We start from the raw sequence: 21,064 nt of genomic DNA, 5'->3' as shown, positions 1-21,064 counted from the left end.
GGCTCCTTACTGGACCGCGGGATGGACGAAAAACCCAGGAGATCATCATGGCTTACGTTACTATGAAGCAGATGCTGGAGACCGGCGTCCACTTCGGCCACCAGACCCGCCGTTGGAACCCCAAAATGCGCCCCTACATCTTCGGCGCCCGCAACGGCATCCACATCATGGACCTGCAGCAGACCGTCAAGATGTTTGCCACCGCCCATGACTTCATCGTCAACACCGTCGCCAAGGGCGGCAAGGTTCTGTTCATCGGCACCAAGCGCCAGGCTCAGGAATCCGTCAAGGCCGAGGCCGAGCGCGCCGGCATGTACTTCGTCACCCACCGCTGGATGGGCGGCACCCTGACCAACTTCCAGACCATCAAGCGTTCCATCGACCGCCTGAAGACCCTTGAGCAGATGTTCGAGGACGGTTCCATCTCCCGCTACACCAAGAAGGAAGCAGTGGGCATGAACCGTGAGATCAAGAAGCTGAACCTGGCTCTGGGCGGCATCAAGGACATGACCGAAGCCCCTCAGGCCGTTTTCGTCATTGATCCCAAGCGCGAGCAGATCGCCATCCAGGAATGCCGCAAGCTCGGCATCCCCGTCGTCGCCGTGGTTGACTCCAACTGCGATCCCGACATGGTGGACTACATCATCCCGGGCAACGATGACGCCATCCGCGCCATCAAGCTGTTCGCCACCCACATGGCCGACGCCTGCATCGAAGGCGGCGCCATGCAGAAGGACTTCGCGGCCAAGGCCGAAGCCGAAGCCAAGTCCACCGCCAAGGACGTGACCGCTCCCGCCGAGCAAACCGAAGAGAAGGCCGAAGCTCCCGCCGAGGTCGCTACCGAGGAGAACAAATAATGTCGATCACTGCTGCACAAGTTAAGGCCCTGCGCGAAAAAACCGGCGCCGGCATGATGGATTGCAAGAAGGCCCTTGCCGAGTCCGGAGGAGACGAGGAAAAGGCCGTCATGTACCTCCGCGAGAAGGGTCTGTCCAAAGCCGCCAAGAAGGCCGGCCGAGCCACTTCCGAAGGCCTGGTCACTCCCTACGTTTCCGAAGACGGCAAGACCGCCGTCATCTCCGAGCTGCTTTGCGAGACCGACTTCGTTGCCAAGGGCGACGACTTCCAGGCCTTTGCCCAGGCCCTGGCCGAAAAGATCGCCGGTCTGGACGTGACCTCCGGCGACGCCTCCGACCTGCCCGAAGCGGTGACCGACGTTACCGACCTCATCGCCAAGCTCGGTGAGAACATGGGCGTTGGCCGCTTCGCCAAAATTGCCACCGACGGCGTGCTCGGCGTGTACATCCACTCCAACAACAAGCTGGGCGCCATCGTCGAGCTGACCGGCACCGACGACGTTGATGTCGCCAAGGACGTGGCCATGCACGTGGCCGCCATGAATCCGGCCTGCATCACTCCCGACGAGCTGCCTGCCGAAATTCTGGAAAGGGAAAAGACCCTGTACCTCAAGCAGGCCATGGACGAGGGCAAGCCCGAAGCCATCGCCGAGAAGATCGTTTCCGGCCGCCTGCACAAGTTCTACAAGGACGTTTGCCTGGTCGAGCAAGCCTTTATCAAGGACGACAAGCAGACCATCAAGCAGATCCTGAAAGGCGGTGCCGTGGCCAGTTTCCACCGACTGGCGCTCGGTGAAAAGGCCGAGTAACCGAACTGCCGAAAAATTGAAAACGGGCCTCACGGCCCGTTTTTTTTGTCCGGAAAACATGCTATCGCCTTGTGGCGAGACCGTATCGCAACCATTCGACACCCAGGGGTAACAATGACCAAGACGCGTTATTCGCGGATTTTATTGAAGCTGAGCGGCGAAGCTCTCGCCGGGGAACAGCAGTTCGGCATCGAGCCGGGCGCAATCGGCCAATTCGCCAAAGAGATTGCCGAGGTGGCCGCCACCGGCCTGCAGATGGCTCTCGTCATCGGCGGCGGCAATATCTTTCGCGGCATGGCCGCCTCGGCCAAGGGCATGGACCGCGCCCAAGGCGACTACATGGGCATGTTGGCCACCGTCATGAACGCCCTGGCAGTTCAGGACGCCCTTGAGAAAAACGGCTGCGACACCCGGGTCATGACCGCCCTCTCCATGGCCGACGTTGCTGAACCGTATATCCGCCGCCGTGCGCTCAGGCACATGGACAAGGGCCGGGTGGTCATCTGTGCGGCAGGAACCGGCAACCCCTATTTCACTACCGACTCGGCCGCCGCTCTGCGCGCGCTTGAGCTCAAGTGCGACGCCATCTTCAAGGCCACCAAGGTGGACGGCGTATACGACAAGGACCCCGCCAAATACGACGACGCGGTCAAATATGAAACGGTCTCATACATGGAGACCCTGGAAAAGCGGCTGGGCGTCATGGACTCCACCGCCATTTCCATGGCCAGGGACAACAACCTGCCGATCATCGTCTTCAACCTCCACAAGGAAGGCAATATCCGCAGGGCCGCCAACGGTGAAACCATCGGAACGACTGTTCAAGGAGACTAATATGCAAACCGTACTCAACGACGGCAAAAAGAGAATGGCCGGAGCCATCGGCTCCCTTGAAAAAGAATTCGGCAAGCTGCGCACTGGCCGCGCCACCACCGCTCTGGTGGATTCCATCCAGGTGGACTACTACGGCACGCCCACGCCCATCAGCCAGCTCTCCTCCGTATCCGTGCCCGACTCCAAGACCATCACCATCCAGCCCTGGGACAAGGGCGCGTTCGGTGCCGTGGAAAAGGCTATCCAGACCTCCGATCTGGGCCTGAACCCGGTCAACGACGGCAAGATCATCCGTATCACCATCCCGCCCCTGACCGAAGAGCGCCGCAAGGAGCTGGTCAAGGTGGCCAAGAAATACACCGAAGACGCCAAGATCGCCATCCGCAACGTGCGGCGCGACATGAACGACGTCATCAAGAAAATGGAAAAGGACAAGGAAATCTCCGAAGACGACCTGCGCCGCAGCGAAGGCGATGTCCAGAAGATGACCGACGAATACGTCAAGAAGGCCGACGAAGTCATGGCCGCCAAGGAAAAAGAAATCCTCGAAATCTAGCGGGACATTTCTTGAGCAATATGCAAATCCCCACCCACATAGCCATCATCATGGATGGCAACGGCAGGTGGGCCAAACAGCGCGGGCTGCAACGATCCGACGGCCATAGGGCCGGGACCGAGGCGGCCCGCGCCGTGGTCACCCGCTGCCGCGAGCTCGGCGTTCGACACCTGACCCTGTATACCTTCTCCAAGGAGAACTGGTCCCGTCCCAAGGACGAGATCAAAACGCTCTTCGACCTCCTCACCACCTTTTTGAAACGGGAGGAGGCAAGCCTCAAGGAACAGGGTATCCGGCTCAACGTCCTGGGCGAGATCGACGACATGCCCATGGCGGTCCGCCAGGTGCTCAGGCACGTCATGCGCCAGACCGCGAAATGCTCGGAAATGACCCTCAACCTGGCCCTGAACTACTCGGGACGGGAGGAGATCGTCCGTGCGGCCAGAAACCTGGCAGCCAAGGGGGTTCCCCCCGAAGCGATCACCGAGGAGACCTTCGCCGCCGAGCTGTGGACCGGAGGTCAGCCGGACCCGGATCTGGTCATCCGCACCAGCGGGGAGCTGCGCCTGTCGAACTACCTCCTTTTCCAGTCCGCCTATGCGGAGTTCTACTTCACGGACATCTACTGGCCGGACTTTACCCCGGCCGAGCTGGACAAGGCCATTGAGGACCTGAACGGCCGCCAGCGACGCTTCGGCAAGACGGGGGAGCAGGTGGACAATACCTAGCCGCCGACGGACGGCCCTCCCTGTTGCCCCCGCCCGGCAAATAGCGTAGAGGGAATGGATTCGCTTAAATCCATAAACATCACTAACCGCTGAATTCACCTATGGAAAACTCCCCTCACAAGCAACGAATCGCCACCAGTGGCGTCTTGGCCATACTTCCGGCTCTCGCCCTGTTCTTCCAGGGATGGGTTCTCTTCGCGGTTCTCGCCCTTTTCAGTGTCCTGACCCTGTGGGAGTTCTACTCCATGTTCCGGCCCGTACAGTCCATGACCGCCTTCAAATCGCTGGGAGCGGCCTGCACCTTTCTGCTCATGGGCGCATACACCACCGACGATCTTCGCTATCCGGCGATCATTCTGGCAGCGGCCTTCTGGGCGTCGGCCATGATCTTCCTTCTGCGCTACAACAAGGACGTGGCCGCATCTTACCGTCATGCGGCGATCTTCCTGGCCGGGCTGTTCTACATCCCGCTAAATCTGCACTTTTTACTCCATTACAACAGGGTGGAAATCCTGCTGGTCCTCGGAGCGGCCGTGGTGTCCGACACCGCCGCCTTCTACGCCGGGACATGGTTCGGCAAGCGCAAGATTTGGCCGCGAATCAGTCCCAAGAAATCCTGGGCCGGTTCCATCGGCGGCCTGTGTGCCTGCACCGCCGCCACCCTTGCCTGGGGCCTGATCTTCGGTCTGCCCGACGTGGTCTGGTGGAAATGGCTGCTGCTCGGCATGGCCCTGAACATCGCCGCCCAGTTCGGCGACTTCTTCGAGTCCGCCCTGAAACGCTCCCTGGACATCAAGGACTCCGGCGTCATCCTCCCCGGCCACGGCGGCCTGCTCGACCGGGTGGACAGCCTGCTTCTCGTCACCCCCTGTTACGGGCTGATCGCCATGTTCCAGCCTTTCTTCGCCTAGTTCCCGGGACCGACCATGAAAACCTACATATCTTCCTGGCCCGCATCGGTCGCCACTCCGTCGTTCCCGCGCAGGCTCGCCATTCTCGGGGCCACCGGCTCCATCGGCGACTCGGCGCTCAAAGTCGCGGCCAAGCACCCCGAACGGTTTACGGTCAAGGCGCTGGCGGGCGGACGCAATGGACGCAAGCTGGCCGAATTGTGCGCCAGATTCCGACCTGAATACGCTGCCGTGCTGACCAAAGAGGCCGGGCAGGAATTTCTCCAAAACCTGCCCGAGGGCTATGCCCCCGAGCTGCTGGTCGGACCCGGCGCGTATGTCCGGCTGGCCGCCATGGACGAGGTGGACCTGGTCCTCTCCTCCATTGTGGGTGCCGCCGGTTTCGAGCCCACCCTGGCCGCGGCCGAGGCGGGAAAGATGATCGCTCTGGCCAACAAGGAATCCCTGGTGCTGGGCGGCCACCTCATCCGGGCGGCCTGCCGCAGAACCGGAGCCGTGATCCTGCCCGTGGACTCCGAACACAACGCCCTGTTCCAGGGGCTGGCCGGACACGGCAGGGACGAGGAGCTGAAACGGCTCATCCTGACGGCTTCAGGCGGCCCGTTCAGGGGCAAAGACCGGGCGTTCCTCGAAACCGTTACTCGCGAACAGGCGCTGGCCCATCCCAACTGGAACATGGGTGCGAAAATTTCCATCGACTCGGCCACCCTGATGAACAAGGGACTCGAACTCATCGAGGCCTGCCATCTTTATGGCCTGCCGCCCGAAATGGTGGACGTGGTGGTCCATCCCCAATCCATCGTCCACTCCCTGGTGGAGTATGTGGACGGCTCCCAGCTCGCCCACATGGGCAACCCCGACATGCAGGTGCCCATCGCCCACTGTCTCTGCTACCCCGAACGGGTCACGGTGGACGTGCCGCGTCTCCAACTCGCTTCGGTGGGCACACTGACCTTCGAAGAGCCCGACCTTGACGCCTTCCCCTGCCTGCGGCTGGCCCGCGAGGCCTTCGACGCCGGGCCGAGCCACCCCATCGTACTCAACGCGGCCAACGAGATCGCGGTTGACGCCTTCCTGAAGGAACGCATCGGGTTCACCGACATCCCGGCCATAATCGAAGCCGGACTTGACCGTCATGCCCCTGTGGACGTATCCACGCCGGAGACGGTGCTGGCCCTCGATCGGGAGGTCCGGCGGGAAACCGAGGCGCGCCTCTAGCCAGCCATCCGAAAATGGTTATAGTTATCGGAGCCGCACGCTTTTTTCACCAACGCGGCGACACGAGGAATACATGATCACGAGCACCATCGCCATTGTCCTGGTACTGGGCGGACTTATCTTCTTTCACGAGCTCGGCCACTTTGTTGTGGCCCGGATATTCGGCATGGGGGTCAAGGCCTTCTCGCTGGGCTTCGGGCCGAAGCTGGCAGGCTTCACCTCTGGCAAGACCGACTACAAGATTTCCATCATCCCCCTGGGCGGCTATGTGGCCCTGGCTGGTGAGCAGGGCGAGGAGGAATCCGATTTCCCCGATGACCAGCTCTTCCAGAACCGCCCGGCCTGGCAACGCCTCTGCGTGGTTGCCGCCGGTCCCTTCTTCAATTTCCTGCTGGCCTTCCTGATCTACTGGTTCCTGGCCCTGGCCCAGGGACAGGCCGTCATGCTGCCCGTAGTGGGCGGCGTCCTGCCCGACTCCCCGGCCGCCGAAGCCGGATTCGTCAAGGATGACGTCATTACGGCCATAGACGGCGTGCCCGTAAACTCCTGGACGCAGATGGTCGAGACCATCCGCGCCGCCGAAGGCAAACCCCTCAAGGTAGTGGTGGATAGGACCGGCGAAACGCTGTCCCTGACCGTCACCCCCCAGGTGAACACCTTCAAGAACCTGTTCGGCGAGGATGTGACCGTCCCCATGGTCGGCATCAATCAGGCCGGACAGATGCGTTACGAGCCCATTGACGGCCTCGGTATCTGGCCCGCCCTGGCGCATACCTGGTACATGTCCGAGGTGGTGGTGAAGGGATTCCTCTCCATCATCGAACGGCTCATCCCGGTGGAATCCGTTGGCGGCCCGATCATGCTCGCCCAGATGGTCCACCAGTCGGCACAAAACGGCTTCTTCGATCTGCTCGGCATGATGGCGCTCATCTCCATCAACCTGGCGATCATCAACCTCCTGCCCATTCCCGTTCTGGACGGCGGCCACATCCTCTTCTTCGGGCTGGAGATTGTCTTCCGCAGACCGCTCAGCGAACGTTGGAAGGCCATGTCCATGCGTGTGGGCCTGCTCGTTCTGCTTCTGCTCATGTCCCTGGCCATCTTCAACGATGTCCGCCGGCTCCTGGGCTAGGAAAATCAATGGCCGCACCCAAGACCATCACGCCTCACGACCTGACCCTGGTACTTGCCGGAGCCGAAGAACGACTCCAGCTCGCGCTGGGCCAACCAGGCCCCGACGGCGACTGGCTGCTCGCCTCGCGCCAATGGACCGTACCAGGCCAGTCCGTACGATTCCTCGTTCCGGGACTCCAATCCGTGCTCGCCGAGTTCGGCCTGACCACGAAGGCCCTTGCCCGCATCGCGTGCGTGCGCGGTCCCGGCAGCTTTACCGGCCTGCGCCTTGTGTTGGCCGCCGCCGAAGGACTGGCCGCCGGGCTGAGCCTGCCCCTGGCGGGTATCGACTACCTGCCCCTGCTCGCCTCCGGCCCCGGGCCGTTGCTCGACGGGCCGCTGCACGTCCTGACGTACGCCCGGCGCGGACTGGTCTACATGCAGTCCTTCCGCTGCCCGGATCTGGCCGAGATCGCTCCCCTGGACGCCCTCTCCCTTGAACAGGCCGCTTCGCGCATGGCCGAGTTCGGCGAAAAGGCGTACCTCATGGGCACCGGCCTGCGCAAGAACGCCCCCTTCTTCGAAGAGCTCACCGGAGCCAATCCCGGCTACGTTCTGCTCAACACGGCCTTCGACAACCCCGCGCCGGAACGTCTCCTGGCCGCAGCGGATCTGGCCGAATTCTCCAGTGAATCCATCGACCCCGTCTACGTGCGCCCCTCCGACGCCGAGGCCAACCTGGACCAGATCGCGGCCAAACGCGGCCTGAATCCGGATGAGGCCCGCCGGAAGCTCGAAGCCCTGCGCCAAGCGTAAGCCCGTGAAGAGGTTGCCAGACCAGCCCCCTTGCGGCTAGTCTCGGGTATGCAGACCAACCCCATCCTCCTGGAAGTCTTCAAGAACCGCTTCTCCTCAATCGCCGAGGAGATGGGCGTCACCCTGACCCACACGGCTTTTTCGCCCAACATCAAGGAACGCCGGGATCTCTCCTGCGCGGTCTTCGACGCGAATGGCGACATGATCGCCCAGGCAGCGCACATTCCGGTGCACCTCGGTTCCATGCCCCTGTCCGTCAAAGCCGCAATGGCCGCAATGGAAGAACAGGATGGATTCGCCCCGGGCGACATGGTTATGCTCAACGACCCGTTCAAGGGCGGCACCCATCTTCCGGACATCACCATCGTGGCTCCGGTCTTCGCCTCGGAAGAGAACGAACCGGCATTCTTCGTCGCCAACCGCGCGCACCACGCCGATGTGGGCGGCATGGCCTCCGGCTCCATGCCCCTGTCCGTCTCCCTCTTCCAAGAGGGGCTGATAATCCCCCCGGTGCGCATCGTTCGGGGCGGAAAGACGGACACGGAGCTCATGCGCCTCATCCTCAACAATGTGCGCACCCCGCTTGAGCGCGAAGGCGACTTTTCGGCCCAATTCATGGCCAACGTCACCGGGGTCCGGCGCATGACCGAATGCATCGCGAAATACGGACTCGACACCTGCGCCCACTACGCCCGCGCTCTCATGGACTATTCCGAACGCATCACCCGGCGGGCCGTATCGTCCATCCCGGACGGGACCTATTCTTTCGAGGACTTTCTTGAGGACGATGGCCAGGGAACCACGGACATCGCCATCCGCCTGACCATGACCGTGGAAGGTGACCATGTCCAGCTGGACTTTTCGGGCAGCGACGATCAGGTGCGCGGCAGCGTCAACGCGGTCAGGGCCATCACCCTGTCCGCCGTGCTGTACGTATTCCGCGCCCTTGCGGGACGGGACATCCCGGCCAACGCCGGGTGTATGCGCCCGCTTACCGTGATGACCCGGCCCGGCTCGGTGGTGGACGCCGCATTTCCGGCCGCCGTTGCCGGAGGCAACGTGGAGACCTCTCAACGGCTGGTGGACGTGCTGCTCGGCGCGCTGGCGCAGGCCCTGCCCCGAACCATGCCCGCCGCGAGCCAGGGGACCATGAACAACCTGACCATCGGCGGCCGCAATCAAAACACCCCCTTCGCCTACTACGAGACGCTGGGGGGCGGCATGGGCGCAGGTCCTGCCCACGACGGCGAATCCGCCGTGCATTCGCACATGACCAATACCCTGAACACTCCTATCGAGGCGCTGGAATACGCCTATCCGTTCCGGGTCCGGGAATACGCCATCCGGCGCGGCACGGGCGGCCAGGGACAATACGACGGCGGCGACGGGCTGGTCCGCGAGCTGGAAATGCTGGCTGACGCTGAAATCACCGTTCTATCCGAACGCCGCGCACACGCCCCCTTCGGCGTGAACGGCGGCCAGCCGGGATCACCCGGCGAAAATGTCGTCATCAGCCGAGGCGTCGCGAAAACCGAACCGGGCAAATTCCACCGCGCCGTGCGGGCCGGTGACCGCGTACGTATGGAGACTCCCGGAGGCGGTGGATACGGCGAACCGAACAATTCATGACGTCCTGTTACCGAAAAGTTGATACACTCCAGCCACCAGACCGTCCTACGTCCGTAACTTTGCGGGGCTAGAGCAATTCCCATAAGGAGTTGCCGACATGCCCCCCATACGCGTGCTCTTCATCTGCGTGCACAACAGCGGAAGAAGCCAGATCGCCGAAACATTTCTGCGCAGCCTCGGCCAGGACCGCTTCGAGGTTCAAAGCGCCGGGACCGCTCCCACCGCTGTCACCCCCCTTGTCATGAACGTCATGCGCGAAGACGGCTTCGACCTTGCGAACAACGTTGCGGACAACGTCCGTGACCAGCTCCGCGACAATCCGCCCTACAACTACGTCATCAGCACCTGCGGTCCCGACACCCTCTCGAAATTGCCGCCGCTGCCGCGCGACACCGTCAGCCTCAGTTGGGCCTTCCCCGATCCCGAACTTGTCACCGGGTCGTCCGAGGAACAACTGGCCGCCGCCCGCGCCATCCGCGACGATATCCGCACCCAGGTCATCCGCTTCCTCCACGATCAGACCACCCCCCTCGGATCATGACGTCCAAGGCGTAGCCTTGCCGCGTGCAAACCGGGAACGAGGCCGGGCGGCTCCGCGGAATCGACTCGGCAGACCTTGCCCAGCCTCCGCAACTGCCGTTCGGTTCAACTAATTTTCACCACACGCATGCACATGAACTTGGCTCTGCCAAGTCCGCCCCATGCGGCATGAAACAAAAAAAAGGCCGGTCATGCAGACCGGCCTGAAATATTCTCCCTTGGCGCGGCTCGACCATGTGACTGATGCCGAAGGCGTTGCCGGGAGAATATGCGGGGGGCGTATTACGGAGTGAGCCGCTGGGTAGTGTTCTCGATCTGACGTCCCAGAGGCGTCTGCAGGGAAATTTCCCGTTCCACCTTGGTGATACCTTTGAGCACAGTGGAATGCCTGCGGCCCAAACGCTCGCCAATGGATTTAAGCGACAGCTCGGTATGCTTCCGGGCAAGATAAAAGGCGGTGTTGCGGGCCAGGACGATATCGCGCTTGCGGCTCTTGGAGCGCAACTCCTCTTCGGAGAAGCCGTAGCATTTACAGATGAACTGAATGATGTGCGGAAAATCCGGAGAGGCATTCTGAACCGCGTAGTTCTCAAGCACTTCCCAAGCCAGATTCATGGTCACGTCGCGATTGAGCAGACGCGCTTTGAGAACCAGGTTGTTCAGGCAGCTCTCCAACTGGCGGATGTCAGTGGTGATCCGCTCTGCCAGCAGCTCGGAGACCTCCACCGGGACGGCGACCTGCAACCGGCGGGCCTTGTCCAGAAGGATGCGGCGGCGGGTTTCCATGTCCGGCCTGTTGATGTGCGCCAAAAAGCCCGAGCAGAACCGGGACACCAATCGATCATCCACCTTGGAAAACTCCTTGGGCATGAACGAGCTGGTCAGGACCACCTTGGAACCGCGATCGCGCAGGGCGTTGAGAGTGCAGAGCAGTTCTTCCTGCATCTTCTCCTTGCCCTGGAAAAAGTGGACGTCTTCAAGCAGCAGAACGTCGAGGGACTCACGGAACTGAGCCTTGAACTGATCCACCTGACCGCCCTTGAAGGCCAACACCCAGCGAGTGGCGAACTCTTCGGAGGAAAGGCAGGCTACCTTGAGGTGCTTGCGGTTGGACGTGCGGCACAGCTCGTTACCCACCGATTGCAGCAGGTGCGTCTTGCCCAGTCCGGGACCGGAGCTAAGGAACAGATGGTCGGAGTTGAAGGCAGTGGAGCCGATGGACTTGCTGGCCGCGCAGGCGAGTTCGTTGGAGGGGCCCACGACGAAATCGTCAAAGGAGAACCGCCAGTTTGAAACCGTCACGGGCTTGAGGGTCTGTCCAAGGGGCAGGCCCATGTGCCGGGGGGCACGCTCCGCGACGGCCGATTTGCGGCCGGCCGGGGCCACCACTTTCGTGCCGGGCTGCCGCGCGGCGATGTTGATGGTGATTCGCGGTTCCACGCCGAGCACCTCGGCAGCGGACTCGCGGATAACCTGGAGCAGGCGGTCGCGCACCCAGTTGGCCACGAACTCGTTGGGCGCGGTCAGGGTGAGACGATTGCCGTCCACGCGACCTTTCAGGGGTTTAATCCAGACGGTGAAGAGACCAGCGTTGAGGCTCTTCTCAAGAGAGTAGAGTATTTGCTTCCAGGCAGTGTCGATCATGTTGTGGGAGATAATGTATCAGGGTGGAAGAAACAATTCGCATTATTCAATGAAACGCCGAAGACCAGAACAGGTTATCGACAGTTCACTGAACAAATAACATACTGTAATATATTTATTTATTTAAAAAGCCACAGAGCGCCGACGTTTCAGGCCCGTCCGGTTTGAAACATCGGTGTAACAAGGGTTTTCAGGGGCTCGAAGATCTCTAGAATGCCATATTTTAAACAACTGTTGAAAACTTTTTAAACATGCTTCGGACGATTTTTTGTCTAATTCTCCACGATTTCACTATTTTTCGCCTTCTTTATTTTCAATTTGTGACATCCTGTTTCCTACGCAATCAGGAGTAATTCAGGATATGTCGACACAACCTATTGTAATAATTTGATATAAAAAAATAACAATCATTCCTGTATAAAGCAAACGTCTGCAACCGTCATTTCGATATCCCCCAAAAACCCCGGAACACAAGGGCTGCCGGGGAATCGACCGTTACGAACACGCACAACAATCTGAATTAAATAATATTTTTCACAAAACGACCGAAACTGCAAGGAGGACAAGGCCTCCCGGCGGCGGGAAAAATTCCCGGTCTATGGAAAATTCATTAGTCGGCTTCGTGGCGTGTGGGGTATTTTCCGCAGGCGAATTTTGGTGATTCCGGGCAATATCCAAGCTGCTCGCATCGCGCTCCGCCGTTGGCGAAAATGGCGGGCAGCTTGTCCTTACAGACGGCCAGCATCGCGTTTGCCATGGCCCGCACCTCCCACTGAGCGCGATTGCAACAGCGCAGATGGAAAAAATGATGCAGACTGCGACAGTTCATGGTCATGACGATCTTGGTCTCGGCAGCCTGGGGCAATACGAACCGCGCGTCCTCGTTGGCCTTGGACTGCCGCCCATGGGCCACCAGGATGTCCCGCAGGTCGGAGTAGGCGCTTTGCACCTCGGCCATGAACGCCTCGAACCGCTCCTTGGCTTCAGGGATTTTGGCGATGGCGGGAGGCAGAATGTAGTCCATGTCGTTTTCGGCCACGTACCGCTGACTTTGCTGGGAATAGGAAGCGATGCGGTGCCTGACGATCTGATGGGAACAAGCGCGGGAAATGCCCTCGACGGCGAACGTCATGGACACGTGCTCGATGGGGCTGTCGTGTCCGGACTCCATGGTTTTGGACACGAAGTCCGCCTGGACCTGCGGATCGATCTCTCCGGAAAGCAGCCGAGGCCACATGTCGGCCACGAATCCGGCGTGGTAGCACTGGCGAAACGCGGCGTAGATGAGGGACAGGGCATTGGGGGTCATGGACAGAAACTCGACCCTGAGTTGCTTTTCCGGCATGTCTTGGGCTCCAATAATATATGTAGGTAGGTGAAAAGGTGTCTCTGCTTACCGCAAACCGGCGGGACTGTCACCAGCCCCCCGCGCACCGCTAGTAGCCGATCTTCTCCATGGCGTCGTCCAGCAGGTCCTGCGGTCGTTCCGAGGCCTGAAGGATGAAATGAAGCACGCTGTAGAAGACAGGTTCCACTTCGGCCAGCCGGGCCGAAAGGGTGCGCCACAAATCATCGGCATCCGCGACCCCGTCGCGTTCGGCCACCCTGTTCGAAAGCAGGCGGGTGTCGGCCATGAGATAAAAGACCTTGCCTGCGGAATGGATAAGCGACCCTACCTCGGGAGCGTCGACAAGGCGGTCTTCAAGAACAATGATCGCTCCGCTCCCCCGCAACGCCTCGGCCGCACCCTGCGCATCCTCGGGGACAATCGCGGGCTTGCCGGTGCGCTCGGCCAGCAACCGGGCCAACTCGCGCCGTCCCGAACCGGGCAGCCCGAGCAGAACGACGTTACCGGTATCCTTCCACGTGTCCGCATAGTCCTCGCGCCGCTCGCCCCGGCCATAGGCCTTGACCGCACCGCCATCCTTCACTTCGTACTCTTCGTTGATGAGATATTTGGCCATGCTCTCCTCGACCGTTTAATGTTTTTATTGCCACGGGGACAGTATCAAGTAGGATGGCCGCAAGGCAAACCATAAACCGAACGCCATGCCCAAGGAACTCGTCCACTTCAAAACCGCCGAAAAGACCGCGGCGCGACTTGCCGACACACGATTCGCGCCGGGAATCGCGGCCCGTCCCCAGGGATTGTTCCTCGGGGCCGTGTTCCACGACGCCCTGTTCTTCGGGGCCACGCCACGCGCCCTGCCCATGGCCAAAATGGCCCACCGCATTCACGGGGCGAAAGGCGAGGACACCCACGCCCTGCTCCGACTCCAGGCCCGCCACGCGGCAACCGCCCCTGACCGGGGCCTGGCCGCCGCCCTGCTGGTGGGAATGGCCTCCCATCTGTGGGCGGACACGGTCATGCACCCCATGGTCTGGCATCTGACCGGCGACTATTACGCCGCTTCCCGCCGCGAAAAGTCCCTGGCCCGCCAGCGCCACCGCGCCCTGGAATCGCTCATGGACATGACCGCCTGCCCCGAGATGATCGGCCGCCCGCTCTACCGCATCCGGAACCAGCTCGCCGTCCTCGGCCCGCCCCTGTACACTGCCCTGCCCTTGGCCGGACTGGCCGACCTTGCCGACGTCCGGGAAGCCAAGGCCGCTCCGGCGCTGGCCTCGGCCTTCGGGGTCTTTGCCCGCTTCCAATCGCTTTTCCCGTCCAGCGCGCTGTCCAAAACCCTGTTCGCGGCGTCGGCATGGCTCCCTGACACGGCAAGGGAAATCGCGGCCCTGTTCTACTCCCCCCGCTGGCTCGATCAGGCCGACCGCGTTCAGGGTCCCATCCGTTATCTCGACCCTGTCTCCGGCGACCCCAGGGAGGACAGCCTGGCCGAACTCATGGACCGGGCCGCCGACCGGGCCGCCGAGCTGTGCCGCCGCCTTGAACCAGCGGTGTTCGATCGGGCCGAAGACGTCCTGCCCGAACCCGGCCCGTCCCTCGATTCGGGAAGGCACGGCACAGGTACCCGGGACATGCGCCACATGGCCGGGGACCTGTTTCCGAAGCTCCCGCAACATTTTCGATGACCTATTGCCCAAACAATTGGGATACGGTATAGTTTGCCAATAATTTCCATCCTCAACCAGGAGCCGTAATGAAAAAATTCATCCTTATAGGCACCGGAGTTCTCATCGCAGGCGTAATCGCCGCCGTAGTGCTCGTCATCCTCAACCTCGGCAGCCTGGTGAAGACCGCCGTTGAAGAGTTCGGCCCGCCCATCACCAAAACCGAAGTCCGGCTCGATTCCGCGGATATCTCCGTCTTATCCGGATCGGGGACCCTGTCCGATTTCTACCTGGGCAACCCCGACGGGTTCAAAATGCCCAGCGCCATCGAATGCGGAACCATCCGCATCAAGGTGGATACCAGCTCCTTGACCAAGGACAAGATCATCATCGAGGAAGTCTTCGTGGACAGCCCGGTCATCAGCTATGAGAAGCGGGGCAACACCGACAACTTCCAAACCATCGTCAACAACATCAAGCAGACCGTGGCCAGCGAAAAGAAGCAGGAGGCCAAGGCGGAGGAAGAAAAGACCGGAGCCGAAAAGACGATCCAGATCAATGACTTCATCGTCCGAAACGGTAAGATCAACCTGGGCGGCTCCATGCTCGACGCCTTTGGAGACAAGGGCATGGGCATCCCCCTCCCCGACATCCACATGAAGGATATCGGCAAGGACAAGGAGACCACCCCGGCGGAAGCCTTCGCCCAGGTCCTCGGCGAAATGACCGGCGACGTCTCCGGTGCCGTAACCGAAGTCGGCAAGCAGCTCTCCAAGGCCCTCGGCAAGGCCGTTGAGGGCGCGGGCAAGGCGGGCGAATCCGTTGGCGGCGCCATCAAGGGGCTGTTCGGCGGGTCCGAATAACGCGCGACGATTAGAGCAGTCACGGGCCGCTCCGGCAAACGCCGGGGCGGCCCTTTTCTTCGGCGGCCGCCCTTGCCGGACACGCGGCAAATACAGTAAAGGTCCCAATCATGCCTTCCATCCCGTATACGGCCGAACCGGTCCTCGAAGACGACGCCCTTGCGGACCTGCGCATCCGCACCCAGGGCAAGACCTGGCACCTTTGGGGCCGAAGCGGCCTGAAGCGGGAATCCGAGTTGGCCCGGGCCGTGCCCGACAACGGCCTGCCCGTGCTCCTTGGCGCGGGCCTTGGGCATTGCCTGAACCTGCTGCTCGAACGGGGGCTGCCCGTGGCCGTGGCGGACCGCGAGACCGAACTGCTCGCCCTGACCGGCGCGCTCGACGGCCGCGCTCCCGAATCCTGCCTGCACATCGACGCCCCGAACCCGGCCCGCGCCCTTGACAGGCTGACGGCGTGGCGGAAGGAGCACGGCGGCCGTCCCCTCGTTCCGGTGGTCCTCCCCCTGTACCAGAGGCTCGACCGGGCCTACTACGGCGCGCTGGCCCAAACACTCAAGGAAGGCGCGCCCACCGATTTCTGGTCCATGGCCCGCTACCCGAAATTCCGGTCGTCCCGTCCGCGCACGCTCTTCTTCGACTCCGATTATTTCCTCTGCCGGGAAATACAGGCCGCCCTGCTGCGTCTTGATATACCATGCCGCCCCCTACGGCTGGACGACCGCGAAACCGGCAGCAGCCAATTCATCGAGGGACTTCTCAAGGCGGTGGTGGACTTCCGGCCGGACTTCGTGCTGACGGTCAACCACTTCGGCCTGGACCGCGAAGGCAAGCTGGCAGGCCTGCTCGACGACCTTGGCCTGCCGCTCGCGTCCTGGTTCGTGGACAACCCGCACCTCATCCTCTTCGATTACACCCATCCCGGTGCGGACAACACGGCCATCTTCACCTTTGACGCGGGCAATCTGGACGATATGCGTGACAAAGGCTTCAAGCATGTGCACTACCTGCCACTGGCCACGGACCCGCACAGATTTCATCCCAACGCGGGCTCCGGGCGTCCGGAATGGAAAGCCGGGATATCCTTTGTGGGCAGCTCCATGACCGGCCCGGTGGCCAGAAGCCTCACTCTTGCCGACCTGCCCGCTCCCCTGGCCGGGGAATACGAAGCCGTGGCCGCTGCGTTCGGCGACTCAGGCGAGACCTCGGTGGAACGATTTCTCGGAGCCGAGCGGCCGGACTGGCTTAACGCGCTGCACGGCCTGCCCGTCCGCGAGCAACGTCTGGCCGCCGAATCCCTGCTCACCTGGGAGGCAACCCGGCAATACCGGCTGGCCTGTGTACGGGCCACCCTCCCCTATGCCCCGCTCATCGTGGGCGACGACGGCTGGGCCGGGCTCCTCGGAAACACCGGAGCGAGGCTCCTGCCGCCTCTCGGCTATTATGAAGACCTTCCGCGTTTCTACCCTTGCGCCGACATCAATTTCAACTGCACCAGCCGCCAAATGAAGGGCGCGGTCAACCAGCGGGTCTTCGACGTCCCGGCCTGCGGAGGATTCCTTCTGACAGACCACCGCGAACAGATGGAGGATCTCTTCGACCTGGATCGCGAAGCCGCGGTCTATCGGCGCGTGGAGGATATTCCCGACATGGTGGAACGATTCGCGGCCGACGAGACATCGCGAAAAGATATCGCCCGGGCCGCCCTGCGGCGCATTCTGGCCGAACACACCTACGAGAACCGTCTGAAAAAGCTCCTATCGATCATGCGCGACACGTTCTGCTGACCAGCGCAACACTCCGATTAAACGACATTTTTCCCTCTTTAGCCTGTATAACCGCCGCATTCCGGCGGCGCAGGGGACTTTGTCGCGTCCTTTGATGCCGCGTCTGTCCCGCACCCGTCGAAAAGTATAGCCATCTGTGTGAAATACAGAAGATAAAAATCGTTCATGAAGCCTAAAGTTTTTCCTGTCATCGCCGATGAAGTGGTCAACAAAAGAAGGTTACCCGGCAAAACCTTATATCGCCGGGATATGACCTAGGCATGGAAGCCAAAACAATTTCAAGGAGGAAATTATGTCCCTGGTTATCAACCACAACTTGATGGCGATGAACGCTGCGCGCAACCTGGGTGTCTCTTACGGAAACCTGGAAACGTCCACCCGTCGCCTGTCTTCCGGTCTGCGCATCACCCAGGCTGCGGATGACGCCGCAGGTCTGGCAGTCCGCGAACTGATGCGTTCGGACATCAGCTCCCTTCAGCAGGGCATCCGCAACGCCAACGACGCCATCTCCCTCATCCAGACGGCTGACGGCGCCCTCGGCGTTATCGATGAAAAACTGATCCGTATGAAGGAACTGGCCATGCAGGCCTCCACGGGTACCTACAACTCCGACCAGCGCCTGATCATCGACTCCGAGTACCAGGCCATGGCTTCGGAAATCACCCGTATCGCCAACTCCACCGACTTCAACGGCATTTACCTGCTCAACGGCGCCCTGTCCGGCTCGACCCACGACGGCTCCGGCCTCCAGGCCACCGGCAAGCTGAAGGTCCACTTCGGTACCGGCAACGACTGCGCGGAAGACTACTACTACATCCAGATCGGCACGGCCACGGCCTCCGCTCTCGGTGTCGGCCTCGGCGCAACGGGCACCTCGGGACGCTCCATCTCCACCCAGCAGTTGGCTCAGCAATCGCTGGACGTCCTGAACAACGCGATCATCTCCAAGGATAAGATCCGCGCCAACCTCGGTTCGCTGCAGAACCGCCTGGAAAACACCGTCACCGTCCTGGAAATCCAGGCCGAGAACGTCCAGGCGTCCGAATCCCGCATCTCCGACGTCGACGTCGCGACCGAGATGACCGAATTCGTGCGCAACCAGATTCTGACCCAGTCCGCGGTCTCCATGCTGGCCCAGGCCAACAGCATGCCGAGAATGGCCCTGTCCCTGCTCGGCTAGGCGGCAAAAGCATCGCTGCAAGGCGACTTTCGGGTCGGGCTCCCAAAGGGCCCGGCCCTTTGTTTTTTCAGGCTTTTCTCATATTTTCAGCGTGGCATCATGATTGCAATCCATTTCATACCTAATGGAATGGGAAAAAACTTCCGATCAAGGATGCAACATGGCAGACAGCACGTACACATCAGGTTCGATCAACTTTACCGGTCTGGGGAACGGGACCGACTTCAACTCCCTCATCGACGGACTCGTCGATGTGGAGCGGACCAGAATCACGCGCCTGGAGAACTGGAAGGCAACCTGGGAGACCAAAAACGAACAGTTCCAGGAACTCAACACCCAACTGCTCAGCCTGAAGACCACCCTTGAGGGAATGGACACCCTGAACGAATTCATATCCAAGGGCGTGGCCAGTTCCAACACCAACCTGCTCACCGCCACGGCCGACGCCGAGGCCCTGGAGTCCACCCACACCGTGGTCATCAACCAACTGGCCACCAACGACATCCTGATCACCACTTCCGGCGCCAACTCCCTGGACACGGTCATCGCCTCGTCGGACACCGCGTTCACATTCTCCTACGGCGGAGAATCCTATACCATCGATGACATCCCGGCCGGCACCACCCTTGAGGGCTTCGTCAACCTCATCAACAACCACCCTGATTCCCGAGGACTGATCCAGGCCACGACCATATTCGACGGCAGCGCCTACCACCTGCAATTGTCGGGCAAAGGACTGGGCGCGGACAACCAACTGGTCATCTCCAACGCGGGCTCGCTCACCTTCGGCGCGGGCAGCTTCACCGAGACCCAAAACGCACAGAACAGCCAGATTCGTGTGGACGGCTTCCCTACCTCCAATGCGGGCTGGATCGAGCGCGACTCCAACACCATCGACGACATCATTTCCGGCATCACACTGGACCTGAAGGAAGCCGCCCCGAACTCGGTCGTCAGCCTGACGGTGAACACGGACATCAACTCCATCGCGCAGAACGTGACGAACTTCGTGGATTCGGTCAACACCATCCGGGCCCAAATCATCGCCCTGACCAAGGTGGACGAAACCAAGGGCGGCACCAGCACCGGCGGCAATTCGCTCACGGACACGACCGAGACCAAGGGGTCCATCCTGACCGGCAACTACGGCATAGACATCATCTCCCAGAATTTGAAAAACATCACGGCCAACATCGGCCTCGGCTTCTCGCCATGGGACGAGGACACTCTCTCGGGCGACAAGTATTCCGCCATGTCGCAACTCGGTATCATGACCGACGCCGAACAAGGCTCGGCCACCTACGGCCTGCTGACCATCGATTACGAGAAACTTGAAGAGGCTCTCGAATCCGACCCCACGGCAGTGGCCGAACTTTTCTCCCTTGAGCCTACCGGGGTCAGCCGGACCACGGACTTCACCTTCACCTCGCTCATCGACGGCACGACCATGCCCGGCGACTACAACATTGAAATCGTCAGCGACGGCTCGCAGATCGTCAGCGCCACCATCAACGGCGAAGAAGCCTCCGTATCGGGCTGGGAGATCACCGGACTGACCGGCTCGGCGAAAGGTATGGCCCTGCGACTGAACAACACCGAAGCCGGAACCTACAGCGGAAAAGTTGCGGTCAAGGCGGGCAAAGCCACCGAGATGATCAACGAATTGACCCAGTTGACCAAACCGTACAACAAATTTACCTATGAAGGCGGCCCGCTGGCGGTCCTGCAAAACAACTACAACGACATCATGGACTCCATCGACGACAAAATCGCCTACGAGGAGACCAGGATCGAAAAACTGGAACGAAACCTGCGCTTGAAGTACGCCCGTCTCGACTCCCTGCTCGGCCAGTACGAGCTTCAGCAGGGACAGCTTGAAGCGGCATTGGCACAGCTTGAATAGAAGGAGTAATTGATGGCCAACCCAGCGAAGGCATATCTGGCAACCCAGGTCGAAACCACTACCCAGGGGGAACTCCTCCTCATGCTCTATGAGGCGGCGATTAAATTTCTCAAGCGGGCCAAGCGGGAAATCGACAACAAGGACTATGCCAAGAAGGGCATTTACATATCCAAGGCCATGGCGATCATCCATGAGCTGTCCGAGAGCTTGAACAAGGAAAAGGGCGGAGACATCACCCCCAAGCTCGGCCAGCTCTACATGTTCTGCACGACCCAACTGGTCAAGGCCAACATCCGCCTGGACAACAAGATGATCGACGACGTCATCAAGATCCTGGACGGACTCCGCTCGGCCTATGCCCAGGTCGTGCCCATCCATGACGGCAAGGCCGCCCCCGGCGATACCGTGTCCACCGGAACCACGCCCAAGCCGACCCAGCCTCCCCTGGCGAAGCCGGTCATGCCCGTCCAGGCGGCAGCACCGATTCCGCAGAGGACCGAGACTCCCAAGCAATCCACCCCCGCGCCGAAACCGACACCAGCGCCGTCCGCGCCGTCCGCGCCGTCCCAACTCCGGACCGCAGCGGCGGCCGCCAAGTTCCGGGCGGCCAACGCCTACAACAACGCCAATCGATAAACGACCGGCCCCCTTCGCGGGGGCCGAT

Annotated in this window: 20 protein-coding genes; 17 read left to right on the top strand and 3 right to left on the bottom strand. The window is 61.2% G+C overall.

From position 1 onward, the window contains the following. Positions 1-47: 47 nt before the first annotated feature. The 11 genes from rpsB to LF599_RS06150 all read left to right on the top strand — a co-directional run bounded on the left by rpsB (position 48) and on the right by LF599_RS06150 (position 10,012). The gene (gene rpsB / locus LF599_RS06200; protein WP_269941324.1) at positions 48-857 is read left to right on the top strand and encodes a 30S ribosomal protein S2; all 810 of its coding nucleotides are present in this window, start codon (positions 48-50) and stop codon (positions 855-857) included. After that, positions 857-1,666, top strand: coding sequence for a translation elongation factor Ts (tsf, locus tag LF599_RS06195; protein WP_279522676.1), 810 nt, complete (start codon positions 857-859; stop codon positions 1,664-1,666). Before rpsB ends, tsf begins: the two co-directional genes overlap by 1 nt. A gap of 114 nt (positions 1,667-1,780) precedes the next feature. Then, positions 1,781-2,500: a UMP kinase gene (pyrH, locus tag LF599_RS06190; RefSeq protein WP_279522675.1), complete on the top strand. Its 720-nt coding sequence runs from the start codon at positions 1,781-1,783 to the stop codon at positions 2,498-2,500. Position 2,501: 1 nt separating this feature from the next. Next, complete coding sequence (frr, locus tag LF599_RS06185) at positions 2,502-3,056, top strand: ribosome recycling factor (protein ID WP_269941325.1); 555 nt, start codon at positions 2,502-2,504, stop codon at positions 3,054-3,056. Positions 3,057-3,076: 20 nt separating this feature from the next. Continuing rightward, the gene (uppS, locus tag LF599_RS06180; protein ID WP_279523081.1) at positions 3,077-3,784 is read left to right on the top strand and encodes a polyprenyl diphosphate synthase; all 708 of its coding nucleotides are present in this window, start codon (positions 3,077-3,079) and stop codon (positions 3,782-3,784) included. A gap of 101 nt (positions 3,785-3,885) precedes the next feature. Continuing rightward, positions 3,886-4,695, top strand: a complete 810-nt coding sequence (locus LF599_RS06175) for a phosphatidate cytidylyltransferase (protein ID WP_279522674.1) — start codon at positions 3,886-3,888, stop codon at positions 4,693-4,695. Between the two features lie 15 nt (positions 4,696-4,710). Then, on the top strand, positions 4,711-5,913 hold the full coding sequence (dxr, locus tag LF599_RS06170) for a 1-deoxy-D-xylulose-5-phosphate reductoisomerase (protein ID WP_279522673.1): 1,203 nt from the start codon (positions 4,711-4,713) through the stop codon (positions 5,911-5,913). 73 nt (positions 5,914-5,986) lie between these two features. Continuing rightward, on the top strand, positions 5,987-7,045 hold the full coding sequence (rseP, locus tag LF599_RS06165) for an RIP metalloprotease RseP (RefSeq protein WP_279522672.1): 1,059 nt from the start codon (positions 5,987-5,989) through the stop codon (positions 7,043-7,045). An 8-nt stretch (positions 7,046-7,053) separates the two neighbouring features. After that, entirely contained in the window at positions 7,054-7,842 is a 789-nt protein-coding gene (gene tsaB / locus LF599_RS06160) for a tRNA (adenosine(37)-N6)-threonylcarbamoyltransferase complex dimerization subunit type 1 TsaB (protein WP_279522671.1), read from the top strand. A 48-nt stretch (positions 7,843-7,890) separates the two neighbouring features. Further along, a complete protein-coding gene (locus LF599_RS06155; RefSeq protein ID WP_279522670.1) occupies positions 7,891-9,471 on the top strand; it encodes a hydantoinase B/oxoprolinase family protein in 1,581 nt (526 codons plus the stop codon). Between the two features lie 97 nt (positions 9,472-9,568). Further along, positions 9,569-10,012 (top strand): arsenate reductase ArsC, encoded by a 444-nt coding sequence (locus LF599_RS06150; RefSeq protein WP_279522669.1) that lies wholly within the window; start codon positions 9,569-9,571, stop codon positions 10,010-10,012. A 281-nt stretch (positions 10,013-10,293) separates the two neighbouring features. Here the strand turns inward: LF599_RS06150 and dnaA are convergent, their stop codons facing one another. The 3 genes from dnaA to LF599_RS06135 all read right to left on the bottom strand — a co-directional run bounded on the left by dnaA (position 10,294) and on the right by LF599_RS06135 (position 13,619). Further along, positions 10,294-11,655, bottom strand: a complete 1,362-nt coding sequence (dnaA, locus tag LF599_RS06145; RefSeq protein WP_279522668.1) for a chromosomal replication initiator protein DnaA — start codon at positions 11,653-11,655, stop codon at positions 10,294-10,296. A 610-nt stretch (positions 11,656-12,265) separates the two neighbouring features. After that, positions 12,266-13,000 (bottom strand): FAD-dependent thymidylate synthase, encoded by a 735-nt coding sequence (thyX, locus tag LF599_RS06140; RefSeq protein WP_279522667.1) that lies wholly within the window; start codon positions 12,998-13,000, stop codon positions 12,266-12,268. 91 nt (positions 13,001-13,091) lie between these two features. Continuing rightward, complete coding sequence (locus tag LF599_RS06135; RefSeq protein WP_279522666.1) at positions 13,092-13,619, bottom strand: hypothetical protein; 528 nt, start codon at positions 13,617-13,619, stop codon at positions 13,092-13,094. An 85-nt stretch (positions 13,620-13,704) separates the two neighbouring features. Here LF599_RS06135 and LF599_RS06130 point away from each other — a divergent pair, with 85 nt between their 5' ends. From LF599_RS06130 to fliS, 6 genes are all read left to right on the top strand, one after another. Next, the gene (locus LF599_RS06130; protein WP_279522665.1) at positions 13,705-14,691 is read left to right on the top strand and encodes a zinc dependent phospholipase C family protein; all 987 of its coding nucleotides are present in this window, start codon (positions 13,705-13,707) and stop codon (positions 14,689-14,691) included. Between the two features lie 68 nt (positions 14,692-14,759). Further along, positions 14,760-15,533 (top strand): AsmA family protein, encoded by a 774-nt coding sequence (locus LF599_RS06125; protein ID WP_279522664.1) that lies wholly within the window; start codon positions 14,760-14,762, stop codon positions 15,531-15,533. 110 nt (positions 15,534-15,643) lie between these two features. Beyond that, complete coding sequence (locus tag LF599_RS06120) at positions 15,644-17,317, top strand: CgeB family protein (protein ID WP_279522663.1); 1,674 nt, start codon at positions 15,644-15,646, stop codon at positions 17,315-17,317. Between the two features lie 292 nt (positions 17,318-17,609). Beyond that, complete coding sequence (locus tag LF599_RS06115) at positions 17,610-18,497, top strand: flagellin N-terminal helical domain-containing protein (RefSeq protein ID WP_269941335.1); 888 nt, start codon at positions 17,610-17,612, stop codon at positions 18,495-18,497. A gap of 160 nt (positions 18,498-18,657) precedes the next feature. Beyond that, positions 18,658-20,400, top strand: coding sequence for a flagellar filament capping protein FliD (gene fliD / locus LF599_RS06110; protein ID WP_279522662.1), 1,743 nt, complete (start codon positions 18,658-18,660; stop codon positions 20,398-20,400). 12 nt (positions 20,401-20,412) lie between these two features. Further along, a complete protein-coding gene (gene fliS / locus LF599_RS06105) occupies positions 20,413-21,036 on the top strand; it encodes a flagellar export chaperone FliS (RefSeq protein WP_279522661.1) in 624 nt (207 codons plus the stop codon). Positions 21,037-21,064 lie beyond the last annotated feature (28 nt).

This window comes from Pseudodesulfovibrio thermohalotolerans (assembly GCF_021353295.2).
GTDB classification, from domain to species: domain Bacteria; phylum Desulfobacterota; class Desulfovibrionia; order Desulfovibrionales; family Desulfovibrionaceae; genus Pseudodesulfovibrio; species Pseudodesulfovibrio thermohalotolerans.
The sequence above is the reverse complement of the archived record's forward strand: the minus strand, read 5'-3'. Positions and strand labels throughout refer to the sequence as shown.